The organism is uncultured Jannaschia sp., from assembly GCF_947503795.1.
Classification (GTDB): Bacteria; Pseudomonadota; Alphaproteobacteria; order Rhodobacterales; family Rhodobacteraceae; genus Jannaschia.
Genome location: NZ_CANNEZ010000002.1, coordinates 149,890 through 172,642, shown reverse-complemented (window position 1 = coordinate 172,642; position 22,753 = coordinate 149,890). Strand labels below are relative to the sequence as shown.

Genomic DNA, 22,753 nt, shown 5'->3' with positions numbered 1-22,753 from the left:
CGCGGCCCGGACCGGCGGGCGCGCTAGAGGCGGGTCAGGGCGACGCCACCCACGATCAGGATCGCCGCGACGGCTTTCCAGCGGTCGATCCGTTCGCCCAGCAAGGCCCAGCCGAGGAACACGGCGAAGAGGATCGACGTCTCGCGCAGCGCGCCGACCAGCGCGATGGGCGCCACTGTCATCGCCCAGACGGCCACCGCATAGGCGGCATAGGACAGAAGTGCGGCCAGTGCCCCGAGGCCCCAGGCCCGCGCATCCGCGCGCAGCACCTCGAGCCCGCGCAGCGCAAGGATGATCGGCGTGAAGATCAGGACATCGAGGAGGAAGAGCCACGCGACGTATTGCGTGGCCGAGGCCGCGACCCGCGCGCCCGAGCCGTCGACGATCGTGTAGCCCGCCGTCATCAGGGCCGACCCCAGCGCGTAAGGGATCAGCCGCCGCGCCTCACGGGCGCGCAGGCTTCCGGTGGCCATGGTGGCGATCCCCGCCCCGAGGATCAGGATGCCGACGATCTCGGTCGGGGTCAGGATATCGGTCAGAAGCAGCGGCGAGACGAGGAGGACGATCATCGGCGCCGCGCCGCGCGCGATCGGATAGACGCGGCTGAGGTCGCCCTGCTCGTAGGCGAAGGCGAGGAAGAGCTTGTAGCCCGCGTGGAAGGCCCCCGAAAGCAGGAGCCAGCCCCAGACCGACCCGGTGGGAAGCGGCAGGGTCAGCGCGATCAGACCGCCCGCGCCCCCCTGCACGAGGGTCATGATCGTGATCCCGCCGACCTTCGACGCGCCCGATTTCACCAGCGCGTTCCATCCGGCATGGAGCAGCGCCGCGGCGAGGACGGCGGCGAAGACGCCCGCGGTCATACGGTGTCCAGGTAGAGATCCATCCGCTCGTCCTCGGTCAGCGCGTCGATGTCGCGCAGCTCCTGTCGCTTGGTCAGGACGAGGTTCCGTATGAGCGCGCTGGGCAGAAGACGGGCCGACCACGGATCGCTCTCGAAGCGGTCGATCGCCTCGGCCCAGCGCGACGGGATCTGCGGAAGGGTCATCGCGTAGGCATTGCCGGTTATCGGCTGTGGCGGGTCCTGCGCGTCCTCGATTCCCTGCAATGCGGCGGCGAGGATGCTGGCCAGCAAGAGATAGGGATTCGCGTCCCCGCCCGAGATGCGGTGCTCGATCCGGCGCGCGGCGTTCGGGCCGGACGGGATGCGGATGGCGCTGGTGCGGTTCTCGTAGGCCCAGGCGAGGCCGGTGGGCGCATGCGCGCCCGGCACGAGCCGGTCGTAGCTGTTGAGATGCGGCGCGAAGACGAGGGTCGAGGCCGGGGCCGCCGCCAGAAGGCCCGCGACCGCGTGGCGCAGCATGTCCGATCCCTGCGGCCCGCCATCGTCGAACACGTTCGCGCCATCGGCGTCGAGCACCGAGAAATGCACATGCATCCCGTTGCCCGCGTAATCCGGATAGGGCTTCGCCATGAAGCTGGCCGCAAAGCCGTGCTGCCGCGCCAGCCCGCGCAGGGCGAGCTTGAAGAGCCACGCGTCGTCTGCGGCCTTGAGCGCGTCCGGCTGGTGGCTGAGGTCGATCTCGAACTGGCCGATCCCGGCCTCGGAGATGGCGGTGTTGGCGGGAATATCCATCGCCTCGCAGGCGTCGTAGAGCTGGGTGAAGAACATGTCGAAGGCGTCGAGCTGCCGCATCGAGAGCGTTTCGGCCCCCGGGCGCCGCTTGCCCGAAACGGGCGAGATCGGCGCGCGGAGTTGCCGCGTGCTGTCGTCGATCAGGTAGAACTCCATCTCGGTCGCGACCACCGGCGTCAGCCCGTGCTTGGCATAGCGCGCCAGTACGGCGGCCAGCGCGTGACGCGGATCGCCCGCGAAGGGCCGCCCGTCCTCGTGGTACATCCAGACCGGCAGGAGCGCGGTCGGCGTGGCCAGCCACGGCATCGGCACAAAGCCCCGCTCGGTCGGTTTCAGGATGCCGTCCGCGTCGCCGGTGTCGAAGACCAGCGGGCTGTCCTCGATATCCTCGCCCCAGATATCGAGGTTGAGGATCGAGAAGGGAAAGCGCGTGCCGTCGGTCTCGAGCTTGTGGGCGAAGCGGCGCGGAAAACGCTTGCCGCGCGCCTGCCCGTTGAGGTCGCAGGCCGCGGCGCGGACCGAATGGATCTCGGGGTGGTCGTGAAGCCAGCCCGCCGGTGCCTCGTCGCTCATCGCATCACCTGTCCCAGAAGGCTCGGCCGGCCCGGCGCCTCGGGCAGGTGGCGGTTCAGGCGACGGTTGATGGACCCCATGATGCCGATGATGACGAGGGTCAGGAGGATGAAATACCCCGCGAGGATCGGATAGGGCACGAAGGGGTTGAAGGTCTTGTCGGCGAAGTAATTGGCGTAATAGAGCGCGTCGCCTTTCTGCTGGCGGGCCGGGAAGCCGGTGAAGAACACCAGCGTCGTCGCATGGAAGAGGAAGATCGCCTCGTTCGTGTAGGCGGGCCAGGCGAGGCGCAGCGTGGTGGGCCAGGTGATCCGCTTGAACTTGCGCCAGCCGGTGATGCCATAGGCCTCGGCCGCCTCCTGGTCGCCCTTCGGGACCGAGCCCAGCGCGCCGTAGAAGATCTCGGCCGAATAGGCGGCGGTGTTGAGGAAGAGCACGACGACCGCGCCCGCCCAGGCCGAGGAGAGCGGTTCGGCCCAGGGGGCGATCTGCTTGAGGGCGAGGAAGGCGAAATAGGCGAAGAAGAACTGGATGAAGAGCGGCGAGCCCCGGAAAATAAAGATGAACCATTCCGACGGCTTGCGCGCCCAGAGCTTGGGCGAGGCCTTGCCGACCGCCAGCACCGTCGCCAGCGCAAAGCCCGACAAAAGCGCGATCAGCCCGAAATAGACGTTCCAGATCAGGCCCGACCCGATCAGCACGACCTGCTGGCAGAGCGTGAACTCCGAGCGCGGCAACAGCCGCTCGCCGATGCCGAGCGATCGGAGGCCGTAATCGGCGATGGTCTGGAGACATTCCTCCATCAGACGCGCCCGGCGGCGGAGGGCGCGCTCATGCGCCCGCCTTCCGCATCGCTTCGCCCGCCGCCGTGGCCTGACCGCGGGACAGGCGTCGGGTCAGCCGCGTGATCACGATCTCGGAAACCCGCGTGAAGGCGAGGTAGAACACCAGAAGCGCCGAGAAATACCAGATCCGCCAGTCGCCATGGGGATACTCCGAGAAGCGCGGCGTCTTGGCCGCCCCGAGCTCGCGCGCCCAATAGACGATATCCTCGACGCCCAGCAGGAAGAGGAGCGGCGTCGCCTTGATGAGGACCATCCAAAGATTGCCCAGCCCCGGCAGCGCGTAGACCCACATCTGCGGCAGGATTACCCGGCGAAAGGCCTGCGACCGCGACATGCCATAGGCCTCGGCCGTCTCGACTTGCGCGCGGGGGACGGCCCGCATCGCGCCGTAGAGGACATTGGCCGCGAAGGCGCCGAAGACGATCGCGAAGGTCAGCACCGCGAGCGCGAAACCGTAGCCTTCATGCACCCATTGCGGCGCATTGCCGAGCGGCAGCTTGGCCGATTGGCAGACGATGAAGTCGGTGCCCTGGCGGATCGGCTCGTCCCATTCGGGGCATTTGACCTGATGCCGGATCCACTCGAACGCCTGGTCCAACGCGATCACGAAGAACAGAAAGAACGCGATGTCGGGCACGCCGCGCACGACCGCGATATAGCCCTTGCCCAGCCAGCGCAGCGGCGCGATCCGCGACCGGGCCGCCATCGCCCCCCCGAGGCCGAAGGCCAGCGCCGAGGGCGCGGTCACCGCCAACAGGATGAGCACCGTGCCGAACGCGCCGTAGAAGGCGAAATGCTTGCCCGTCGTCAGGTAGCAGGCCAGCCAGGCGAGGCCGTCGAGCGTGGCGGGATCGGTGCAAAAGGAGAAGATGGCCGGAAACCTCGGACGGTCGGGCGGGGTGGAGCGGCCCGCATGGGCCGCTCCGGTGGGCGGGTCAGTACTGCGGCGCGTCGTCGCCGAACCACTTGACGATCAGTTCGTTGAGCGAGCCGTCGGCCTTCATGTCGGTGATGATGGCGTCGAAGGTATCGCGCAGCTCGCCGTCGCTCTCGCGCAGACCCATGCCGACGCCGCCGCCCAGCGGCACGCCCTCGCCGGTGATGACCAGCTCGCCGCCCGATTCCTCGACCGTCGGCAGAAGCGCGTCGCGGTCGGCGAAGACCGCATCGGCCTCGCCGTTGCGGACGGCGGCGATGGTCTCGTCATAGGTTGCGAATTCCAGGAGCGTGGCGCCCGATTCCGCGATGTAGCCGGCCTGGATCGTGTTGGTCTGCGCCGCGATCACGCCGCCTTCGAGATCGGCATCGTCCGACAGGGCCACGTAGTTCGACTCGGTCGGCGGGAAGTAGTTCTGGGTGAAGTCGATGACCTCGTCGCGCTCGTCGGTGATCGACATGCCGGCCATGATCGTATCGTAGTTGCCCGAAGTGAGGTTCGGGATGATCGAGTCCCACTCGTTCGTCACCCACTCGCAGGTCAGCTCGGCCTTCTCGCAGAGCATGTTGCCCAGTTCGATCTCGAAGCCGTCGACCTCGCCCGCGTCATTGAGGAAGTTGTAGGGGGCATAGGCGCCCTCGGTGCCCATGCGGATCGTCGTCGCGTGGCCGTCGGCCAGGGCCGCGGTCGCGGTGAGGGCGGCAAGTGCCGTCGTCAGGATCAGTTTCATTGTGGTCTCTCCATGTTGTCGCCGCCCCTGTTTGCGGGGCTGACGGGTCTAGAAAATCGTGCCGAGGAACTGTTGCAGCCGCTCGGATTTCGGCGTGTCGAAGAGCTCGGAGGGCGAACCCTCCTCCTCGATCAGGCCCTGGTGCAGGAATATGACGTGATCGCTCACGTCGCGGGCCAGCGCCATGTCGTGGGTCACAATCATCATCGTGCGCCCCTCGGCGGCCAGCGACTTGATGACCCGGATCACCTCCTGCTCGAGCTCGGGGTCGAGCGCGCTGGTCGGCTCGTCGAAGAGCAGCGCCTTCGGCTCCATGCAGAGCGCGCGCGCGATGGCGGCGCGCTGCTGCTGGCCGCCGGACAGCTGCGCGGGCCAGGCGTCGCACTTGTCGCCGATGCCGACCTTCGCGAGGTAGTCCCGCGCCGCCGTCTCGACCTCGGCGGGGTCGCGCTTGAGGACCTGGACCGGGGCCTCCATGACGTTCTGAAGAACGGTCAGGTGGGACCAGAGGTTGAAGGACTGGAACACCATCGACAGGTTCGTGCGGATGCGCGTGACCTGAGCCGCGTTCGCGGGGTGCCGGCCGTGGCCCGTACCGCGCCAGGTGACCGCTTCGCCTTCGAACAGGATCTCGCCCTGCTGGCTGTCCTCGAGAAGGTTCGCGCAGCGCAGCAGCGTCGATTTCCCAGACCCCGACGACCCGATGAGCGAGATGACCTGTCCGCGCGGCGCGGTCACGTCGACGCCCCGAAGTACCTCCAGCTGACCATAGGCCTTGTGGAGCGACCGGATCGACAGAACCGGTGTCTCGTCGGAAGGGCTGTCGAGGGGCACGGACGGCCTCGTTTCTGGCGACTTCGGGCGTTTACGCCGCAAATACACGGCGATTGCAATGGGAATGCCGCGTCAGGCGCCCGGATACGCCATGTCCGGGGCGTAGGCGGCGGCGGGCAGATCCATGATCCCGACCAGCCTTGTGGCGGCGCGGTCGGCCTCGGGCATCGCGGCGATCGCGGCCTCGAGGGCGGCGCGGACCGGGGCACGCCATTCGGGGCGCGCGGTGATGAACGGGGTCGAGGGCGAGGCGGGCGAGGTCATCCGGATCGCGAGGTCGGGATGCGGCGCCATCGTCCAGGTCACGACGTCGATCGCCGCCAGGTGGGCCCGTCCTTCGGCCACGGCCCGCATCGCCGCGGCATGGCTGCCGACATAGGTCACGGGCCCCGCGACGCCCATGTCGTCCAGCACGCCGCGGCCCGACTGGCTGTCGGCATCGTTGGCGGCGATGCCTGCCGCCGCGGCCTCGGCCACGCTCCGGGTGTCATCGGCCCGCATCACCAGATGCGACGCGTAATGCCCCGGCGGCAGGCCCGGCACGTCCCAGACGGGGCTGCCCACCAGCGTCACCGACCGCGCGAGGCCCCGCCGCATCGGCAGCGCACAGGTCATCGACAGCAGGAGACCCGGATCCCGCCAGTGCGCGCCCACGGTATTGGGCCATGTCAGGTATGCAGGCCCCGCATCCAGTCGCGCGCGGATATCGGCCCAGAGCCGGTCCCACGCGGGGCGGGTCGCGGGATACCAGCACAGGCTGGCCGTCGTGGCCTCACGCATCGCGGCGCGTCCATTGCTCCCAGACGAAAGGATAGGACCAGTCGGGTGCATGGGTCGCCTCGATCCGGCGCACGAGGTCGGCGCGGGCCTCGAGATGGTCTCGTTCATAAAGGTGGAACTGCACCTGCAGCCGGTCGATCCGGGGCAGGGCGCCCGCCTTGATCAACGCCGGGAGGAGGTCGTATTCGCCGCCCTCGATATTGATCTTGGCCACCGCGAAGCGCGGCTCGGGCAGGTCCGCCATCACCTTGGCGGCCGCCCGCATCATGCCCTCGACCGTGCCGCGCCCCGAGAGCGCCGACGACGCGTCGCCGTCATCCGAAAGCGGCAGCGTGCCGTCCGCGCTGCCCACCGCGAAGGGGTGGATCACGATGGCATCGTTGCCCGAAAACCGCGCGCGCAGCCGATCGACGAAGGCGGGATGGGGCTCGAAGACGTGGACGCGGCAGCCGTGGGCATCGTGCAGCTTGGCGGCCCAGTCGCCCTCGAACCCGCCGAAATCCAGCACCGTATCCGTCGGCCCGAGCCCGTCGAAGCGCATCCGAAGTGCCTCGCCGCCATCTTCGGACCAGTCCAGAAGGGCATTGGCCGCGGGCGCGCGCCAGGTGTTGAAGGTGCGGGCGATCCATCTCTTGAAGGCGCGGCGCATGGGCGGTCTCCGGGTGGCGTCAGCGCGCAGTAGCCTTGCCGCGCGGGGCGGACAAGGGTCAGCCCGCGCCCTCGACCCGCTGCCGGGCGAGATTCGAGTCGCGGTCATTGACCCCCAGAAGGTTGGCGAGAAGGCGCAGGAGCCCGTCCTCGTCCTCGTCGCGGTGTCCATCGGCGAGCACCACCGACCAGAGCGCCTCGATCACCGAGATCCGCTCCTCCAGGTCGACGCTGTCCTTGATGGCGCGGGTGAAGCGCACGGTGTCGGGGGCCTCGGCTTCGAGCGCTTCGGCGCTGTGTCGCAATTGCGCGGCGCCGTCGGGCGTCAGCGTGTGACGCTTCATCAGGATGCGATCGATGCGCGCGATCTCCTCGGGGGCGTAATGGCCGTCGCTGCGCGCGACGCGCACCAGAAGTGCAGCCAGCGCCAGGCGGGCGTCGGGTTCGGGAAGGCGATCGGGTTCGGGGGCCGTCAGGCGGCGGATCAGGTCTGCAAACATGAGCCCGATATAGGGTGCGAACTCAGCCCTCCCACCCCTCGGCGATCACGAGGTCGCTTTCGCTGATCCCCTCGCGAAGCCGCATCGCAGCCTGGTAGCCGTCCGACTGGTAGCACTCCATCGCGGCCTGGAAGTCGGGAAACTCGATCACCACGGTCCGGGGCTTGGCGTTGCCCTCGACGACGCTGCGCTGGCCGCCGCGCACGAGGAACCGGCCGCCATATTCGGCCAGCGGTGCCGCGTTGGCCGCGCGGTAAAGGTCGTAGGCGTCGGGGTCGTCGACCCGGCCATGCGCGATCCAGTATCCCTTCGGCATCTCAGTCCTCCTTGAAGCGGGCCGCGAGGGCCGTCGCCGCCTCGGGCAGGCCCCAGGGCGGATTGACCACGACCATGCCCGACCCCTCCATCCCGTGTCCATCGCGCGCGGGCGCGAAGCGGACCTCGCTGACAAGCGCGTCGGGCAGCGTCTCGCGGAGCGCGCGGAGCATCGGGCCATGCCGGCGGTCGCGCAGGATCGGATACCAGAGCATCAGCACCCCGACGCCCCACTTGCGGTGCAGCGCGGGCAAGAGCTTCGCCATTCGCTCGTAATCGCTCCGCACCTCCCAGGACGGGTCGATCAGCATCAGGCCCCGGCGCGGCTCGGGCGGGGTCAGCGCGCGGGCCATCTCGATCCCGTCGCGCTTGTGGATGCGGATGTTGGGATGCTCGGGCATCGCGGCCAGCAGCGCCGCATGTTCGGCCGGGTGCAATTCGGCCAGGTCGAGCCGGTCGAAGGGCCGCGTCAGCCGCGCGGCCAGAAGCGGCGAGCCGGGATAGGCGTCGGGTCCGTGATCGGCGCGCACCGCCTCGACCGTGCGCCGCCAGGGGTGATCGGCGGGCATCCGCGCAAGCCACCGCCCGACCCCTGCCGCCGCCTCGCCGGTGCGGCGCGCCTGGACGTCGGAAAGGTCGTAGCGCCCCCGCCCGGCATGGGTCTCGAAATAGCTGAGCGCCTTGTCCTTGCGGGCCATGTAGTCCAGCGCGACCGCCAGCAGCGCGTGCTTGTGGACGTCGGCCGCGTTCCCGGCGTGATAGGCGTGCTGGTAGGAAAGCATGGGCTCCGGCTAGCGCCCTGTGGTCCTCTGGACAAGCCGCGCGCGATTTCGTGACGTGAAGTGTAAAATTGCATCATGGCCAAGGCGAAGGACGTGCTAGATAGCTAGTCGACGCCAACCCTTTGGACGAATCCTGATGCTCCGCCTGACCGCCCTCGCCGCCGCCCTGGCCCTCGCCGCACCCGCCGTCGCGCAGGAGCAGGCCGCGGGCACCGGCCCCGTGACCCTCTCGACGCAGGGCACCGGCCCGGCGCTCGGGTTCACGCTGCGCACCGGGGTGGCCACCGCGCCCGATTATTTCGGCGCGGACGGGTCCGAAGCGGTCCCCGATCTCGGGTTCGAGCTGAACTACCTGCGGCTCGGCGGATTCACATTCGGCAATCCCGATCCGCTCTACCAGCCCGAAGGCTTCGGCGTGACCGGGTCGTTCCGCTATATCGGCGACCGCGACGTGGCCGATAATCCGGAACTGGCGGGCTTCAACGATGTCGATGCCGCGCTCGAGCTGGGCGTCGGCCTGCGCTACGCGACCTCGGACTATCAGGTGTTCGGCGCCGTCCGCTACGGCGTGATCGGGCACGAGGCCTGGGTGGGCGAGCTGGGGGCCGATGTGTTCGTCCGCCCGACCGACCGCCTGACGCTCCGGGCCGGGCCGCGGGCCTTCTTCGCCGACAGCGACTACGCCTCGACCTATTTCGGCGTCACCGCCGCGGAAGCCGCGGCCTCCGCCCCCGCCTACACCCAGTTCAATGCGTCGGGTGGCCTGATGTCGACCGGGGTCGAGCTCGGCGCCGGCTATCGCATCAACGACCGCTGGGGCGTCGACGCCGCCGTCTCCTACGACCGGTTGCGCAACGATGCCGCCGACAGCCCGATCTCGCTCGATGACAGCCAGGTCTCGGCGCGGATCGGTCTGACCCGACGATTCACTCTGGGATTCTGATCCGGCCCTCGGCGACCGGCACGGCGCCGCCCGCGATGCGGACCGCCGTGATCGCGCCCTCCGCGACATCCGCTTCGAACCCGATCTCGGACGGGCGTCCCATATCCGCCCCCTGTCGGATCATGTGGCGCGTTGTCCCATCGGGCAGCGCGCCGTTCGCCAGAAGCTGTGCTGCGAGGATCGCGCTGGCCGAGCCGGTCGCCGGATCTTCGGGGATGCCCGCGCCGGGCGCGAACATCCGCGCGTCGAGGTCCGGGGTATAGAGCCAGGCGTTGTCGACCCCCGCGGCGGCCATCAGCGACGACCAGCCGGGGTCACGCGGAGCGGCGGCGGCCAGCGCGGCGCGGTCGCGCACCGGCACGTAGAGGAAGGTCGGACCGCCCGCGAAGACACCCGGCGCGTGCGGGCCGATCCGGTCCGGGTCGAGGCCCAGCGCCGCCGCACAGAGGTCGGGATCGACCGGGCCGCCCCGGCGTTCGGGGAGAACCGGGGCCGTGAACTGCGCGCGCCCGTCTGAGATCGTCACCGGGACCACTCCCGCCTCCTCCTCCAGTACCACGTTCGACAAGCCGTCGCGCCCCGCGAGAAACAGCGCCGCGCCGATGGTCGGGTGACCGGCGAAGGGGATCTCGGCCGTCGGGAAGAAAATCCGCGCGCGCGCCGTATGCGCCGGGTCGCGGGGCGGCATCAGGACGATCGTTTCGGAAAGGTTGAATTGACGCGCAAGCGTCTGCATCTGCGCCGTGCCGAGGCTGCCGTCGCTTTCGACGATGGCCAGCGGATTGCCGGTAAAGGGGGCGTCGGTGAACACGTCCCAGATCTGGAAGGGCAGGGTGTCTGGCATGGTCTCTCCTCGTCGTGCGAGGAGGAGAAAGCCGGGGGCGGCACAAGTCCACCCCCGGCCGGTCGTCACATCTTCTTGATGTCTTCCTTCAGGTCGCCGACGCCCTTCTGCACCTTGCCCTCGACCTGATCGGCCTGGCCTTCGTGCTTCATCTTGTCGTTGCCCGTCAGGTCGCCGGCCTCTTCCTTGATCTTGCCGGTGATGTCCTTGGTCTTGCCTTCGGTCTGATCTTCGTTCGCCATGGGATGATCCTCCGTTTGCAGGTACTTGCAGAACGAATGGCGGGTGGCGGGGGTTCCCGCCGACGCCGCGGCACGCACGTCACACCAGCCGCGACTGGTCCTTTGCGGCGCGCACGAAATCGGCGAACAGCGGATGCGGCGCGAAGGGCTTCGATTTCAGCTCGGGGTGGAACTGCACGCCGATATACCACGGGTGGTCCTTGACCTCGACGATCTCGGGCAGGCGGCCGTCCGGCGACAGGCCCGAGAAGATCAGGCCCTGATCCTCGAGCTGCTCGCGGAACTTGATATCCACTTCGTAGCGATGGCGGTGGCGCTCCTCGATGGCGGTCTCGCCGTAGGCATCGGCCACCCGCGATCCTTCGGCCAGCACTGCGTCATAGGCGCCCAGCCGCATCGTGCCGCCCTTGTCGTCATCCTTCTTGCGCGTGACCTTGGCGTTGCCCTGCACCCATTCCTTCAGGTGATAGACCACGGGCGTGAAGTTGCGCGGATCGACGCCTTCGCTGAACTCCTCGGACATCGCGTCGCCCATGTCGGCAAGGTTCCGCGCCGCCTCGATCACGGCCATCTGCATGCCGAGGCAGATGCCCAGATAGGGCACGCCCCGCTCGCGCGCGAATTGCGCCGCCTTGATCTTGCCCTCGGTCCCCCGCTCGCCGAAGCCGCCGGGCACGAGGATCGCGTGGAAGCCGGCCAGTTGGGACGCCACGTCCCCGTCCTCGAAGAGCGCGCTGTCGATCCACTCCGCGCGCACCTTCACGCGGTTCGCCATGCCGCCATGGGTCAGCGCCTCGGCGATGGATTTATATGCGTCCTCGAGCTGGGTGTATTTGCCGACGATGGCGACGCGCACCTCGCCGTCGGTATTGTGGATGCGGTCGACCACATCTTCCCAACGGTCGAGATTGGGCCGCGGCGCGGGCGAGATGCCGAACGCGTCCAGAACCGCCTGATCGAGTCCTTCGGCGTGATAGGCGAGCGGTGCTTCGTAGATCGACTTGAGATCCTGTGCGGCGATCACGCTATCGGGGCGCACATTGCAGAACAGCGCCAGCTTCTCGCGCTCCTTGACGGGGATCGGCCCCTCGGAGCGGCAGACGAGGATATCGGGGGCCAGACCGATCGAGCGCAGCTCCTTGACCGAATGCTGCGTCGGCTTGGTCTTCAGCTCGCCCGACGCCTTGATGTAGGGCAGGAGCGTCAGGTGCATCAGCACGCATTGGCCGCGCGGCTGCTCCTGCCCGAACTGCCGGATCGCCTCGAAGAAGGGCAGGCCCTCGATATCGCCGACCGTCCCGCCGATCTCGCAGAGCATGAAATCGACCTCGTCGGCGCCGATATGCAGGAACTCCTTGATCTCGTTGGTGACGTGCGGGATCACCTGGATCGTCTTGCCGAGATAGTCGCCCCGCCGCTCCTTCTCGAGCACGGTGGAATAGACCCGGCCCGAACTGATCGAATCCGTCCCGCGCGCCGCGACGCCGGTGAAGCGCTCGTAATGCCCGAGGTCGAGATCCGTCTCGGCACCGTCATCGGTGACGAAGACCTCGCCATGCTCGAACGGGCTCATCGTGCCGGGATCGACGTTGAGATAGGGGTCGAGCTTGCGCAGCCGCACGGTATAGCCCCGCGCCTGCAGGAGCGCGCCGAGCGCGGCCGAGGCCAGCCCCTTGCCCAGCGACGACACCACCCCGCCGGTGATGAAGATGTAGCGTGCCATGTTCGAATTACCCCGCGAAGCGCTCTGATTCTGGTCGCACCGGAATCACCAATCACGGGATTTGACGGGTACAGGCATTTCGCGCGGCGCGCAACCGCGCGCGCTACATCCTGAGACCCGACGTCCCGTTCGTCCTAGATATGGTCTATTCCGACCGGGGCGGCGTCAGCGGCTGATCGCCGGTCGACGGCGGCAGCAGCGACTCGCCCGACGGCACGGACGGGACCGCGGCCTCGCCCTCGGGCACGCTGTCGACGACCGAGCCACCCGCGCTGTCCGACGCGGCCAGAACCGTCAGCGTGATCGACGTCGCGAGGAACGCGATCGCCAAGAGCCAGGTCAGCTTGGTCATCGCGGTCGCGGCCTGCCGACCGGTGACCGCGCCACCGCCGCCACCCATGCCGAGGCCACCGCCCTCGGAGCGCTGGAGCAGCACGATCCCGATCAGCCCGAGGGCCAGGATCAGGTGGATGACGAGGATGACGTTTTCCATGGACGGCCCGCTTCGCTTCGATCCGCGCTACCTAGAGACCGTCCCCGAGACCCGCAAGACCCCGGCGCGGCCCCCCGACCCCGAATGGCGGGTTTCGCCCCGGCGCGGCATTCGCTATCGGGGGGCCGGATTTTCGACATTCCTTATCGCGGTGATGGAGACGGCTCATGGCCAACGTGGTGGTGGTCGGCGCCCAATGGGGCGACGAGGGCAAGGGCAAGATCGTCGACTGGCTGTCGGAACGCGCGGACGTGATCGCGCGCTTTCAGGGCGGGCACAACGCGGGTCACACGCTGGTCATCGACGGCACGGTCTTCAAGCTGTCGCTGCTGCCCTCGGGGATCGTGCGCGGCGGAAAGCTCTCGGTGATCGGGAACGGCGTCGTGCTCGACCCCTGGCATCTCGTGGCCGAAATCGAGGGTCTTCGTGGCCAGGGCGTCGAGATCACGCCCGAAACCCTGATGATTGCCGAGAATACGCCGCTGATCCTGCCGATCCACGGCGAGCTCGACCGCGCCCGCGAGGCCGCATCCTCGGCGGGCACGAAGATCGGCACGACCGGGCGCGGCATAGGTCCGGCCTACGAGGACAAGGTCGGGCGACGCGCGATCCGGGTCGCCGACCTCGCCGATGCGGCGACGCTCGAGGCCCGCGTCGACCGTGCGCTCGCCCATCACGACGCGCTCCGCCGCGGCCTCGGGATGGAGCCCGTCGACCGGGCCGCGCTCCTCGCGCAGCTCACCGAGATCGCGGACGAGGTGCTCCAATACGCGGCCCCCGTCTGGAAGGTGCTGGACGAAAAGCGCCGCCGCGGGCGCCGCATCCTGTTCGAAGGGGCGCAGGGCGCGCTTCTGGACATCGATTTCGGGACCTATCCCTTCGTGACCTCGTCCAACGTCATCGCCGGGCAGGCCGCGACGGGCACCGGGATCGGGCCGGGCGCCATCGATTTCGTCCTCGGCATCGTCAAGGCCTACACGACGCGGGTGGGCGAAGGCCCGTTCCCCGCCGAGCTCGACGATGCCGATGGCCAGCGGCTGGGCGAACGCGGGCACGAGTTCGGCACGGTGACGGGGCGCAAGCGCCGCTGCGGCTGGTTCGATGCGGTTCTGGTTCGCCAGACCTGCGCGACCAGCGGCATGAACGGCATCGCGCTGACCAAGCTCGACGTGCTCGACGGGTTCGAGACGTTGAAGATCTGCGTCGGATACGAACTCGACGGTGCGCGGATCGACCATCTGCCCTTCGCGGCCGACGCGCAGGCCCGCTGCACGCCGATCTACGAGGAGATGCCCGGCTGGTCGGAATCGACCGAAGGCGCGCGGAGCTGGGCCGACCTGCCCGCCAACGCGATCAAGTATGTCCGGCGCGTCGAAGAGCTGATTTCCTGCCCGGTGGCGCTGCTCTCGACCTCGCCCGAGCGCGAGGACACGATCCTCGTCACCGACCCGTTCGAGGATTGACATGGCGCTCCGCTACAAGACCCGCAAACGCCTCGCCTTCCTGATCCTGATCGTCGGGCTGCCGCTTTACGTCGTGGTCGCGGTCTCGGTGGTGAACCTGTTCGACCGCCCGCCGATCTGGCTCGAATTCGTCATCTATGCCGCGCTGGGCATCCTCTGGGTCCTTCCGTTCAAGAGCATCTTCCGCGGCGTCGGCCAACCCGACCCGGATGCCCCGCCGCGCGACGACTAGTCGGCGCGCCGCCCGCGCGGGCCCATCGCTTCGTTCGGGGCCGATGCGAAGGGGTGCCGCGCTCCGACATCGCTCGGTCGAGGCGCAGGGCCGGCACCGTGGATCAGGGCGCGGATCAGCGCTTCATCGCGGCCTCCGATAGCGCCGAGTGTCGCCAATGGATCCGACAGGTGTCGTCGAGCCCGCTAGCCCGGACGAAAACCGGCCCGCCATGTTGCCATGGCGGGCCGGTTCGACTGCTCGGTTGTTCAGGGGTCAGCCGGCGCGGCGGGTCGTCTTTTCGCCGAAGCGGCCATCTTCGCCCAGGGCGAATTCGCCGCGGCTGATCTTGCGGATGGTGCCGTCGCGCAAGAGCTGGCCGAACCCGCGCAGACCGTCCTCGCGGCTCAGATCGTCGACCGCCTCGGCGGCGAGATGCAGGAGACGGGGGCGCGAGAAGCTCTCGTGGCCCATGACCTTGGTCGAGTAGACGGCCGCGGCCTGCAGGATCTCGGGCAGGTCGACCGCACCGCGATCGGCGGCGAAGGCCTCGAAATCCTGCGCGTCCGAGGCGACGGCCTCGCTCGATCCATTGGCCGCGTCGCGCAGCATCTCGGCCTCGCGGGCTTCGGCCTCGGTCTGCCGCGCCGCACGGCGGGGCTGGACGGGGGCCGCGGGGGTCGGGTCGGCGGCGGGCGCATCCTCGACGCGCTGCTCGGAGACGAGCACCAGGGGGCCCGGACGCTCGGGGCGCTGCGGACGGTCCGTCCGGCCCTCGGCCGGGCGGGCGGCGCGGCGCGGGCGGACCGTGTTGGCCAGATCCTCGCGGTAGGCGCCGGTGTCGTCGGACTTGGCGGCTTCGACCGGCCCATCGGCGCGACGGGCTGCAACCGCGGCCTTCAGGTGCGAGATGTTGGCATGGCGGCGCGAGGTGTCCTCGCCCGACAGCCGGCTGTCGGTCGCCGCGAAGAGACGCTCCATGTCGCGGTCGTCGGGTGCCGCGGCCTGGGGTTCGGCGTCCGTCTCGTCGACCTCGGGCTCGTATCCCTTCGAAGGGGCGATCGCGATCTCCTCGATGTCGATGGCATCGCGAATGTCGCCCGCGCGGTGATCCGCCTCGGCCTCGTCCGCGTCGGTCTCGTCCGTTTCGGCCGCATCCTCCGTCTCCGCATCCGCTTCGGCGGCGATGGCGTCCGCATTGCTTTCGGTCGCTTCGTCCTCGGCGGCGGGCGTGTCGGCCTCGGGGGTCTCGTCGGAGGCGGCGATGGCGTCGGGGGCGCTGGCCGGCGCCTCGTCTTCGGCGGCACCAGTTTCGGTGGCGGCGTCCTCCGCCTCGGCCTCGGGGGTGTCGGAGACGGCGTCTTCGGACGTGGTCGCGGCGCGGATGGCGGCGAGTTCGGCCAGAAGATCGCTGTCGTCGAGATCATCGAGCGACGGCAGGTTGTCGTCATCCTCGGGCATCTCGGCCTGATCCTCGGACGCGGTCTCGACCTCGGGGCCGGTGGCGTCGCGGGTCAGCTCGGCCTCGATCGCGGCGAGCTCGGACATCAGGTCGGCCTCCTCCGCTTCGGGAAGCTCCGGCTCGGCGGGTTCGGCCGCATCATTGGCTTCGGCAGCCTCGGCGGCGGCCTGGGCGCGGCGCAGACGGCGGACGCGGATCCGGCGGGCACGGGGCGGCTCGGCGTCAGTATCGGGGGTCTCGGCGATCGCGGGGGTCGCCTCGGCCTCGGTGTCGTCGGCGTCGTTCAGCATCGCCTCGACATCGGCGGCAATGCCGCTTTCGTCTTCGGCGGTCTCGTCTTCGACGATCTCGTCCTCGGCGGTCTCCTCCGCGGGGGTTTCGGGCGCGATATCCTCGGGCGCGGTGTCGGCGAAGGCGGCCGCGATGTCGTCCGAGACGATCGTCGCGCCGATCTCGTCGGCATGTTCGTCCTCGGTATAGCCGTCCTCGGCGGCGCGGTCGGCATCGACCATGCCACGGATGCGGGCCAGCTTGGCGGCGACGCCGTCCTCGGCGGCCTCGTCCTCGGCAGCTTCGTCCTTGGCAGGGGCGGCATCGGCAGGCGCGGCATCGGGGGCTTCGTCCGTCGCGACGGCTTCGACCTCGGGGATCTCGGGCTGGTCGTCGGACGCGTCGGCGACCGCCTCGGCCACGGCGCTGTCGTCTTGTGCGGGTTCGGGCGTCTCGGCGACCTCGGGCACGGGAACCGGCGCCACGACGGCGATCGGGGCCTCGGCCACCGCCTCGTCGCGGGTGTCGTCGCTCGTGTCGTCGGCGAAGGGGGCCTCGTTGGCGGGCGCATCGGCGGCCAGCGCGGCGGGGCGCAGCACGACGCCGCCGTCCTCGGGCTGGGCGTCGACCGTGCGATTGGCTCGGGCCTCGGCGATCAGGCGCAGCGTGGCCATGTCAGGGGTCGGGGGTTCGGCCCCGAAGAACCGGTCACCTTCGGCGAGATCGCGGAAATACTCCGCGATGTCGGTCATCGTCGAGAACGGATCGTCGAAGCCTTCCAGCGTGCACGAGAAGGTGCCGTAGGCGACTGTGAGTATCTTGTTGGCGGGAACCATGTCTTCACCCTCACTTTGCATCCCCGGAGGGAAACCTGTTTCACTTCACCGTGCACTAAACGGGCTGATTCCATTCAAATCGTGCCCGCTTCGGGACAATTTAACGAATTCGAGGGCGGATTTTTGCCAGATTCGAAACCAACCGTCCACCGATCCGTCCCTTTCGCGCCTTCGGGCCAGACGCTTGTCGGTGGGGGACCGGTTAGCATGCCCGTCCTTGACGAAGCCTTAAGCCGGGCGCCGCGGCTGATCGCGGCAGATGGCGGCGCGGATGCGCTCCTGACGGCCGGACATGTCCCCGACGCGGTGATCGGCGACATGGATTCGGTCTCCGGGGCGGCGCGCGCGGCCTTCGCGGACCGACTCGTCCCCATCGCCGAGCAGGATAGCACGGATTTCGCCAAGGCGCTCCGCACAGCACCGGCGGCCTTTACGCTGGCCGTGGGGTTCCTTGGCGGTCGCACCGACCACACGCTCGCCTGCCTGACCGAGCTTGCGCGGAGCGGCGCGCCGGTCGTGCTTCTGGATGCCGTCGACGCCATCGCCTGCGCGCCGGCCGATCTGGCGCTGGACCTCTCGCCGGGCACGCGCGTCTCGCTCTGGCCGATGGGACGGGTCACGGGGCGGTCCGAGGGTCTCCAGTGGCCGATCGACGGGCTGGTCCTGACCCCCGACGGGCGGGTGGGGACGTCGAATCGCGCGACAGGGCCGGTGCGCCTGCATCTCGAGGGGCCATGTCTCGTGCTGGTGCCCGCATCGGCACTCGGAGCGCTGATGGAGGGGCTCCAATTCGGGCCTGTCCGTGCGGAAGCCCGGTCGCTATAACCGCCGCGGACCGCAGGGGAAGGGACATCAGATGGCCGCCAAGCCCAATCCGATCGACATGGCAAAATACGTCTCGGCGAAGCGGGCGCTGGATTACGTGCAGGACGGGATGCGCGTCGGTCTGGGCACCGGTTCGACCGCCGCGTGGATGGTCCGGTGCTTGGGCGAGATGGTGCGCCAGGACGGCCTGCGCGTCACCGGCGTGCCGACCTCCAGCCGCACGGCTGACCTCGCGCGGCAATGCGGTGTGCCGGTGGCGACCCTCGAAGACGTCAAGTGGCTCGACCTGACGATCGATGGGGCCGACGAGTTCGATGCCGATCTCAGCCTGATCAAGGGCGGCGGCGGCGCGCTGTTGCAGGAGAAGATCGTGGCCACCGCGTCGGACATGATGGTCGTCATCACCGACGCCTCGAAGCTGGTCGATCACCTCGGCGCCTTCCCCCTGCCGGTCGAGGTCATCCCCTTCGGCTGGCAGACCACGAAGGCCCTGATCGAGGAGAGCCTGATCGGGATGGACGTCGCGGGCCGTTCAGTCACGCTGCGGCTCAACCGCGACGCGCCCTACCGCACGGACGAAGGCAACCTGATCCTCGATCTGCACCTGCGGCGCATCGGCAATCCGCGGCAACTGGCGCTGGTGCTCAACCAGATCCCCGGCGTGGTCGAGAACGGCCTTTTTCTCGACATGTGCGATGTCGTGGTGGTCGGGACGGCGGACGGGTCGGTCGAGGTGCGCGACATCAATCGCGGCACGCTGACCCACGAGCAGATCGACATTCGCGACGACGACAACTTGTTCGTGGACGTCGCCGACTGACACCCGCGCCGGAGCCGGCAGGCAGCCGGTGCCGCCGGCCCTTGAGGGTCGGGTGGCCGCGGGATAGGCCGGTGCCAGCCGGAGAGAGGATCACCCCATGGAATTCGACTATGATCTCTTCGTCCTCGGCGGTGGTTCGGGGGGAGTCCGCGCCGCACGGCTGACCGCGCTCGACGGGCACAAGGTCGCGCTGGCCGAGGAAAGTCGCATGGGCGGCACCTGCGTGATCCGTGGCTGCGTCCCGAAGAAGCTGATGGTCTTCGCCTCCGAGATGCCGTGGACCGTTGATCTGGCGCGCAATTACGGCTGGGACGCCGAGCCGGGTCGCTTCGACTGGGACGCCTTCCGTGACCGGATGCATTCCGAGCTGGACCGGCTCGAAAACGCCTACGAGACCAATGCCGAGAAGGCGGGTGTCGAGATCTTCAAGCAGCGGGCCCGCCTCACGGATGCCCATACCGTCGAGCTGGCGGACGGGACCACCAAGACCGCCAAGCACATCCTGATCGCCGTCGGTGGCCACCCGGTGCGCCCCGACATGGAGAATGCCGATCTGGGCATCGTGTCGGACGACGTGTTCCACCTCGAGGCGTTGCCCAAGAAACTCCTGATCGTGGGCGGCGGATATATCGGCTGCGAGTTCGCGGGCGTGTTCAACGGGATGGGCGTCGAGACTTCGATGTTCATCCGCAAGGCGCAGATCCTGCGCGGCTTCGACGACGAGGCGCGGGGCCATGTCGCCGATTGCATGCAGCAGCGCGGTATCACGATCCACACCGGCTGCGCGCCGACCGCCATCGAGGAGCGGGATGGCGGCATCTGGGTCAAGGGCTCGAACGGGCACGAGGAGGTGTTCGACGCGATGCTCTGGGCGACGGGGCGCAAGCCGAACACCAAGGGGCTGGGCCTCGAGGAGATCGGCGTCGAGCTGAACCGGCAGGGCGCGATCTGCGTCGACGAATACGGCCAGACGGCGGTGCCCTCGATCTTCGCGCTGGGCGACGTGATCGGGAAGGTCGAACTGACCCCCGTGGCCATCCGCGAGGCCGTCGCCTTTCACAAGACGGTCTTCAAGGGCGAGAAGACGGCGATGGATTACGACCTGATCCCGTCGGCCACCTTCACCCAGCCCGAGATGGCGACCTGCGGCCTGACCGAGGAGGAGGCCGAGGAGAAGGAGCCGACCGATGTCTACGCGACCGCCTTCCGGCCCATGCGTCAGGCCTTCGCGGGCGACGAGGAGCGGGTGCTCTTCAAGATGCTGGTCTCGAAGGAGAGCGGCAAGGTCACCGGCGCCACGATCATCGGGCCGGGTGCTGCCGAGATGATGCAATTCGTCGCGGTGGCCATGAAGATGGGCGCCACGAAGGAGGATTTCGACCGGACCTGCGCGATCCATCCCTCGATGGCCGAGGAGATGGTCACCCTGAAGGACCCTGTGCGGTCGCTTTCTTGAACTCTGGTCGCCGAGGGCCAATCTCGGGTACGGACAGCACGACACAAAAACGCGAAGAGGAACGATCCTGATGGCAGGACCTGGCGGCCCCTGGGGGGGCGGTGGAAATTCCGGCGGCGGCGACGACGATCGCGGCTCCCGACCGACCGGTGGGCGCAGGCCCCCGACCCGTGGTGGCCAGGGCGGCCCCAACATTCCCGAGATCGACGAGCTGATGAAAAAGGGCCAGGACCAGCTCCGCGTCCTGATGGGCGGTCGCAGCGGCGGGCCGCGTCGTCCCAACGGCTCCGGCGGGGGCGGCGGCTTCGAGATCAATCGCACGACCATCGGCATCGGCCTCCTGATCCTCGTGATCGCGTGGCTCTTCATGTCCTTCTACCGCGTGCAGGCCGACCAGCGCTCGGTCGAGCTGTTCTTCGGTGACTTCTCCGATATCGGCGAGCCGGGCCTCAACTTCGCGCCCTGGCCTGTCGTCACCAAGGAGGTCCTGTCGGTTACTTCGGAGCGGACGGTCGCCATCGGCGTCAACCGCGGCAGCCGCGCCGAACAGGGCCTGATGCTGACCGGCGACGAGAACGTCGTCGATATCGACTTTCAGGTCGTTTGGAACATCAACGACCCGGCCATGTTCCTCTTTAACCTGCGCGACCCCGAGCAGACCATCCGTGCCGTGGCCGAATCGGCCATGCGCGAGATCGTCGCCCGCTCGCAGCTCGCGCCGATCCTCAACCGCGACCGTGGCATCATCGCCGAGGAGCTGCGCCTGCTGATCCAGGCCACGCTCGACAGCTACGATTCGGGCATGCAGGTGCTGCGCGTGAACTTCGACCGCGCCGACCCGCCCGAGCAGGTCATCGACGCCTTCCGCGAGGTGCAGGCCGCCGAGCAGCAGCGCGATCGTCTGCAATCCGAGGCCGATGCCTATGCCAACCGGGTCCTTGCCGGCGCGCGTGGTGAGGCAGCACAGCTTCTCGAACAGGCCGAGGGTTATCGCGCCCGCGTGGTCAACGAGGCCGAAGGTGAGGCGTCGCGCTTCTCCGCCGTCCTGGGCGAGTATGCGCTGGCCCCCGATGTCACCCGCAAGCGGCTCTATCTCGAGACGATGGAGCAGGTCTTCGGCGACGTCGACAAGATCATCATCGACGGCAATGTCGGCGGCAATGGCGGGCAGGGCATCGTTCCGTACCTTCCGCTCAACGAGCTGCGCGGCGGGCGCACCACCCAAGGGGGAACCAACTGATGAAGCGCTCCGCTTTCCTTCTCCCCATCGTGGCCGTCGTGCTCGTGGGCATCTTCTCGTCCCTCTACGTCGTGGACGAACGCCAGAAGGCTCTCGTGCTGCAGTTCGGTCGCGTCGTCGACGTCAAGACGGATCCGGGCCTCGCGTTCAAATGGCCGCTGATTCAGGACGTCGCCTACTACGACGACCGCATCCTGTCGCGCGACATCGACCCGATCGAGGTCACGCCCTCGGATGACCGCCGCCTCGTGGTTGACGCCTTCGCGCGCTACCGGATCGCCGACCTGCGTCAGTTCCGCGAAGCCAACCCGACCGGCGGCGTCGAACAGGCCGAGCAGCGCCTCGACGACATCATCCGGGCGCAGATGCGCGAAGTCCTGGGTTCGGTCTCCTCCAACGAGATCCTGTCCGAGGATCGCGCCGCGCTGATGACGCGGATCGCATCGGGGTCGCGGTCGCGCGCGGCCAATCTGGGGCTTCAGATCATCGACGTGCGCCTCAAGCGCACCGACCTGCCGCCGCAGAACCTTGACGCGACCTTCGCCCGGATGCGGGCCGAGCGCGAACGCGAGGCCGCCGACGAGATCGCGCGCGGCGAGGAAGCCGCCCAGCGGATCCGTGCCCAGGCCGACCGGACCGTGGTCGAGCTGACCTCCGAGGCGACCCGCGAAAGCGAGATCGCCCGAGGCGAGGCCGATGCGCGCCGCAACGCGATCTTCGCGACGGCCTTCAGCGAGGACCCGGAGTTCTTCGAGTTCTACCGCTCGCTGACCGCCTATACGCGAGCGCTGCAGGGGTCCAACTCGACGCTGGTCCTCAGCCCGGATTCGGAGTTCTTCGACTACCTCAAGACCGACCGCCTGCCGGGTGACGACCGCGCGCCGGCACCGCCGTCGGCCGCGGGCTCTGTCGATCTCGGCAACGTCGCCGAGGGGGACGAGGCCGACGTGACGGTCGAGGCCACGACGGATGACGAGGCGCCCGAGGCCACCGGCGGCAACGCCGCGCCCACGACCACCGAGGTCGAGATCGTGCCCGCCACCGGGAACTGACACCGGCGCCCCGGCGCCCGGACCAGAAGGGCCGCTCCTCGGGGCGGCCCTTTGCATGTCCGCTCCCTTGGCAGCGGCGGCGCGCGGACCTACCTTGATCGGAACCGGGCGCGTCACGGTCATGTGACCGCCCGTGCGTTGAATGTCCCGTGAGCGGTGCGGATATGCCACGCATCGCCGCCCGGCCGAACCGGGCGCGGACAGGTACACCAGGAGGGAACACCTTGTTCACAGACACGAATCTGCAGCGACCCCGCACCGCGTTCCACGCGCTCGCGGTCGCCGTGCTGGGACTT

The 22,753-nt window shown here is 68.8% G+C and carries 24 protein-coding genes; 8 read left to right on the top strand and 16 right to left on the bottom strand.

Annotated elements, in window-relative coordinates:
- Positions 1-23: 23 nt before the first annotated feature.
- The 11 genes from Q0833_RS13300 to Q0833_RS13250 all read right to left on the bottom strand — a co-directional run bounded on the left by Q0833_RS13300 (position 24) and on the right by Q0833_RS13250 (position 8,577).
- On the bottom strand, positions 24-860 hold the full coding sequence (locus tag Q0833_RS13300; protein ID WP_298435641.1) for an EamA family transporter: 837 nt from the start codon (positions 858-860) through the stop codon (positions 24-26).
- Positions 857-2,206: a glutamine synthetase family protein gene (locus Q0833_RS13295; protein ID WP_298435638.1), complete on the bottom strand. Its 1,350-nt coding sequence runs from the start codon at positions 2,204-2,206 to the stop codon at positions 857-859. The genes Q0833_RS13300 and Q0833_RS13295 overlap by 4 nt, the downstream gene beginning before the upstream one ends.
- A complete protein-coding gene (locus tag Q0833_RS13290) occupies positions 2,203-3,009 on the bottom strand; it encodes an ABC transporter permease subunit (RefSeq protein WP_298435635.1) in 807 nt (268 codons plus the stop codon). Before Q0833_RS13290 ends, Q0833_RS13295 begins: the two co-directional genes overlap by 4 nt.
- 28 nt (positions 3,010-3,037) lie before the next feature.
- Positions 3,038-3,922 (bottom strand): ABC transporter permease, encoded by an 885-nt coding sequence (locus tag Q0833_RS13285; RefSeq protein WP_298436868.1) that lies wholly within the window; start codon positions 3,920-3,922, stop codon positions 3,038-3,040.
- Positions 3,923-3,986: 64 nt separating this feature from the next.
- Complete coding sequence (locus tag Q0833_RS13280) at positions 3,987-4,718, bottom strand: transporter substrate-binding domain-containing protein (protein WP_298435633.1); 732 nt, start codon at positions 4,716-4,718, stop codon at positions 3,987-3,989.
- 48 nt (positions 4,719-4,766) lie between these two features.
- Positions 4,767-5,552, bottom strand: a complete 786-nt coding sequence (locus Q0833_RS13275) for an amino acid ABC transporter ATP-binding protein (RefSeq protein ID WP_298435630.1) — start codon at positions 5,550-5,552, stop codon at positions 4,767-4,769.
- Between the two features lie 72 nt (positions 5,553-5,624).
- Positions 5,625-6,332, bottom strand: coding sequence for a PhnD/SsuA/transferrin family substrate-binding protein (locus tag Q0833_RS13270; protein ID WP_298435627.1), 708 nt, complete (start codon positions 6,330-6,332; stop codon positions 5,625-5,627).
- Positions 6,325-6,981 carry an FkbM family methyltransferase gene (locus Q0833_RS13265; protein WP_298435624.1) on the bottom strand — a complete coding sequence of 219 codons (657 nt, stop codon included), beginning with the start codon at positions 6,979-6,981 and terminating at the stop codon, positions 6,325-6,327. Before Q0833_RS13265 ends, Q0833_RS13270 begins: the two co-directional genes overlap by 8 nt.
- Positions 6,982-7,039: 58 nt before the next feature.
- The gene (locus tag Q0833_RS13260) at positions 7,040-7,480 is read right to left on the bottom strand and encodes a TerB family tellurite resistance protein (RefSeq protein ID WP_298435621.1); all 441 of its coding nucleotides are present in this window, start codon (positions 7,478-7,480) and stop codon (positions 7,040-7,042) included.
- Positions 7,481-7,502: 22 nt separating this feature from the next.
- Positions 7,503-7,796, bottom strand: coding sequence for a DUF1330 domain-containing protein (locus Q0833_RS13255; protein ID WP_298435618.1), 294 nt, complete (start codon positions 7,794-7,796; stop codon positions 7,503-7,505).
- Between the two features lies 1 nt (position 7,797).
- Positions 7,798-8,577, bottom strand: a complete 780-nt coding sequence (locus tag Q0833_RS13250; RefSeq protein ID WP_298435615.1) for a 23S rRNA (adenine(2030)-N(6))-methyltransferase RlmJ — start codon at positions 8,575-8,577, stop codon at positions 7,798-7,800.
- A 136-nt stretch (positions 8,578-8,713) separates the two neighbouring features.
- Here Q0833_RS13250 and Q0833_RS13245 point away from each other — a divergent pair, with 136 nt between their 5' ends.
- Positions 8,714-9,520, top strand: coding sequence for a MipA/OmpV family protein (locus Q0833_RS13245; RefSeq protein WP_298435612.1), 807 nt, complete (start codon positions 8,714-8,716; stop codon positions 9,518-9,520).
- Here the strand turns inward: Q0833_RS13245 and Q0833_RS13240 are convergent.
- The 4 genes from Q0833_RS13240 to secG all read right to left on the bottom strand — a co-directional run bounded on the left by Q0833_RS13240 (position 9,504) and on the right by secG (position 12,822).
- Entirely contained in the window at positions 9,504-10,364 is an 861-nt protein-coding gene (locus Q0833_RS13240; RefSeq protein ID WP_298435608.1) for a PhzF family phenazine biosynthesis protein, read from the bottom strand. The two genes, Q0833_RS13245 and Q0833_RS13240, sit on opposite strands and share 17 nt — an antisense overlap.
- 65 nt (positions 10,365-10,429) lie before the next feature.
- Positions 10,430-10,606 (bottom strand): CsbD family protein, encoded by a 177-nt coding sequence (locus Q0833_RS13235; RefSeq protein ID WP_298435605.1) that lies wholly within the window; start codon positions 10,604-10,606, stop codon positions 10,430-10,432.
- Between the two features lie 79 nt (positions 10,607-10,685).
- Complete coding sequence (locus tag Q0833_RS13230; protein ID WP_298435602.1) at positions 10,686-12,329, bottom strand: CTP synthase; 1,644 nt, start codon at positions 12,327-12,329, stop codon at positions 10,686-10,688.
- A 145-nt stretch (positions 12,330-12,474) separates the two neighbouring features.
- A complete protein-coding gene (gene secG / locus Q0833_RS13225; RefSeq protein WP_298435599.1) occupies positions 12,475-12,822 on the bottom strand; it encodes a preprotein translocase subunit SecG in 348 nt (115 codons plus the stop codon).
- 167 nt (positions 12,823-12,989) lie between these two features.
- Here secG and Q0833_RS13220 point away from each other — a divergent pair, with 167 nt between their 5' ends.
- Complete coding sequence (locus tag Q0833_RS13220) at positions 12,990-14,285, top strand: adenylosuccinate synthase (protein WP_298435596.1); 1,296 nt, start codon at positions 12,990-12,992, stop codon at positions 14,283-14,285.
- 1 nt (position 14,286) lies between these two features.
- Positions 14,287-14,517 (top strand): DUF2842 domain-containing protein, encoded by a 231-nt coding sequence (locus tag Q0833_RS13215; RefSeq protein ID WP_298435594.1) that lies wholly within the window; start codon positions 14,287-14,289, stop codon positions 14,515-14,517.
- A 255-nt stretch (positions 14,518-14,772) separates the two neighbouring features.
- Here Q0833_RS13215 and Q0833_RS13210 read toward each other — a convergent pair whose 3' ends face one another.
- Positions 14,773-17,064 (bottom strand): hypothetical protein, encoded by a 2,292-nt coding sequence (locus tag Q0833_RS13210; RefSeq protein WP_298435592.1) that lies wholly within the window; start codon positions 17,062-17,064, stop codon positions 14,773-14,775.
- Positions 17,065-17,187: 123 nt separating this feature from the next.
- Here Q0833_RS13210 and Q0833_RS13205 point away from each other — a divergent pair, with 123 nt between their 5' ends.
- The 5 genes from Q0833_RS13205 (at position 17,188) to hflC (ending at position 22,457) form a co-directional block, all read left to right on the top strand.
- Positions 17,188-17,889 (top strand): thiamine diphosphokinase, encoded by a 702-nt coding sequence (locus Q0833_RS13205; protein WP_298435589.1) that lies wholly within the window; start codon positions 17,188-17,190, stop codon positions 17,887-17,889.
- A 31-nt stretch (positions 17,890-17,920) separates the two neighbouring features.
- The gene (gene rpiA / locus Q0833_RS13200; protein ID WP_298435586.1) at positions 17,921-18,709 is read left to right on the top strand and encodes a ribose-5-phosphate isomerase RpiA; all 789 of its coding nucleotides are present in this window, start codon (positions 17,921-17,923) and stop codon (positions 18,707-18,709) included.
- Between the two features lie 97 nt (positions 18,710-18,806).
- Positions 18,807-20,165, top strand: coding sequence for a glutathione-disulfide reductase (gene gorA / locus Q0833_RS13195; RefSeq protein WP_298435583.1), 1,359 nt, complete (start codon positions 18,807-18,809; stop codon positions 20,163-20,165).
- A gap of 70 nt (positions 20,166-20,235) precedes the next feature.
- Positions 20,236-21,405, top strand: a complete 1,170-nt coding sequence (gene hflK, locus Q0833_RS13190) for an FtsH protease activity modulator HflK (protein ID WP_298435580.1) — start codon at positions 20,236-20,238, stop codon at positions 21,403-21,405.
- Positions 21,405-22,457 (top strand): protease modulator HflC, encoded by a 1,053-nt coding sequence (hflC, locus tag Q0833_RS13185; RefSeq protein ID WP_298435577.1) that lies wholly within the window; start codon positions 21,405-21,407, stop codon positions 22,455-22,457. The genes hflK and hflC overlap by 1 nt, the downstream gene beginning before the upstream one ends.
- The last annotated feature ends 296 nt before the right edge of the window (positions 22,458-22,753 follow it).

Bases quoted from the DNA above. Each gene is read 5' to 3' on its own strand.
- Q0833_RS13245 (WP_298435612.1), top strand. From the start codon at position 8,714: ATGCTCCGCCTGACCGCCCTCGCCGCCGCCCTGGCCCTCGCCGCACCC.
- Q0833_RS13260 (WP_298435621.1), bottom strand. From the start codon at position 7,480: ATGTTTGCAGACCTGATCCGCCGCCTGACGGCCCCCGAACCCGATCGC.
- hflK (WP_298435580.1), top strand. From the start codon at position 20,236: ATGGCAGGACCTGGCGGCCCCTGGGGGGGCGGTGGAAATTCCGGCGGC.
- Q0833_RS13210 (WP_298435592.1), bottom strand. From the start codon at position 17,064: ATGGTTCCCGCCAACAAGATACTCACAGTCGCCTACGGCACCTTCTCG.
- hflC (WP_298435577.1), top strand. From the start codon at position 21,405: ATGAAGCGCTCCGCTTTCCTTCTCCCCATCGTGGCCGTCGTGCTCGTG.
- Q0833_RS13255 (WP_298435618.1), bottom strand. From the start codon at position 7,796: ATGCCGAAGGGATACTGGATCGCGCATGGCCGGGTCGACGACCCCGAC.
- Q0833_RS13265 (WP_298435624.1), bottom strand. From the start codon at position 6,981: ATGCGCCGCGCCTTCAAGAGATGGATCGCCCGCACCTTCAACACCTGG.
- Q0833_RS13240 (WP_298435608.1), bottom strand. From the start codon at position 10,364: ATGCCAGACACCCTGCCCTTCCAGATCTGGGACGTGTTCACCGACGCC.
- gorA (WP_298435583.1), top strand. From the start codon at position 18,807: ATGGAATTCGACTATGATCTCTTCGTCCTCGGCGGTGGTTCGGGGGGA.
- Q0833_RS13270 (WP_298435627.1), bottom strand. From the start codon at position 6,332: ATGCGTGAGGCCACGACGGCCAGCCTGTGCTGGTATCCCGCGACCCGC.
- rpiA (WP_298435586.1), top strand. From the start codon at position 17,921: ATGGCCGCCAAGCCCAATCCGATCGACATGGCAAAATACGTCTCGGCG.
- Q0833_RS13235 (WP_298435605.1), bottom strand. From the start codon at position 10,606: ATGGCGAACGAAGATCAGACCGAAGGCAAGACCAAGGACATCACCGGC.
- Q0833_RS13220 (WP_298435596.1), top strand. From the start codon at position 12,990: ATGGCCAACGTGGTGGTGGTCGGCGCCCAATGGGGCGACGAGGGCAAG.
- Q0833_RS13230 (WP_298435602.1), bottom strand. From the start codon at position 12,329: ATGGCACGCTACATCTTCATCACCGGCGGGGTGGTGTCGTCGCTGGGC.
- Q0833_RS13300 (WP_298435641.1), bottom strand. From the start codon at position 860: ATGACCGCGGGCGTCTTCGCCGCCGTCCTCGCCGCGGCGCTGCTCCAT.
- Q0833_RS13290 (WP_298435635.1), bottom strand. From the start codon at position 3,009: ATGGAGGAATGTCTCCAGACCATCGCCGATTACGGCCTCCGATCGCTC.
- secG (WP_298435599.1), bottom strand. From the start codon at position 12,822: ATGGAAAACGTCATCCTCGTCATCCACCTGATCCTGGCCCTCGGGCTG.
- Q0833_RS13215 (WP_298435594.1), top strand. From the start codon at position 14,287: ATGGCGCTCCGCTACAAGACCCGCAAACGCCTCGCCTTCCTGATCCTG.
- Q0833_RS13280 (WP_298435633.1), bottom strand. From the start codon at position 4,718: ATGAAACTGATCCTGACGACGGCACTTGCCGCCCTCACCGCGACCGCG.
- Q0833_RS13295 (WP_298435638.1), bottom strand. From the start codon at position 2,206: ATGAGCGACGAGGCACCGGCGGGCTGGCTTCACGACCACCCCGAGATC.
- Q0833_RS13250 (WP_298435615.1), bottom strand. From the start codon at position 8,577: ATGCTTTCCTACCAGCACGCCTATCACGCCGGGAACGCGGCCGACGTC.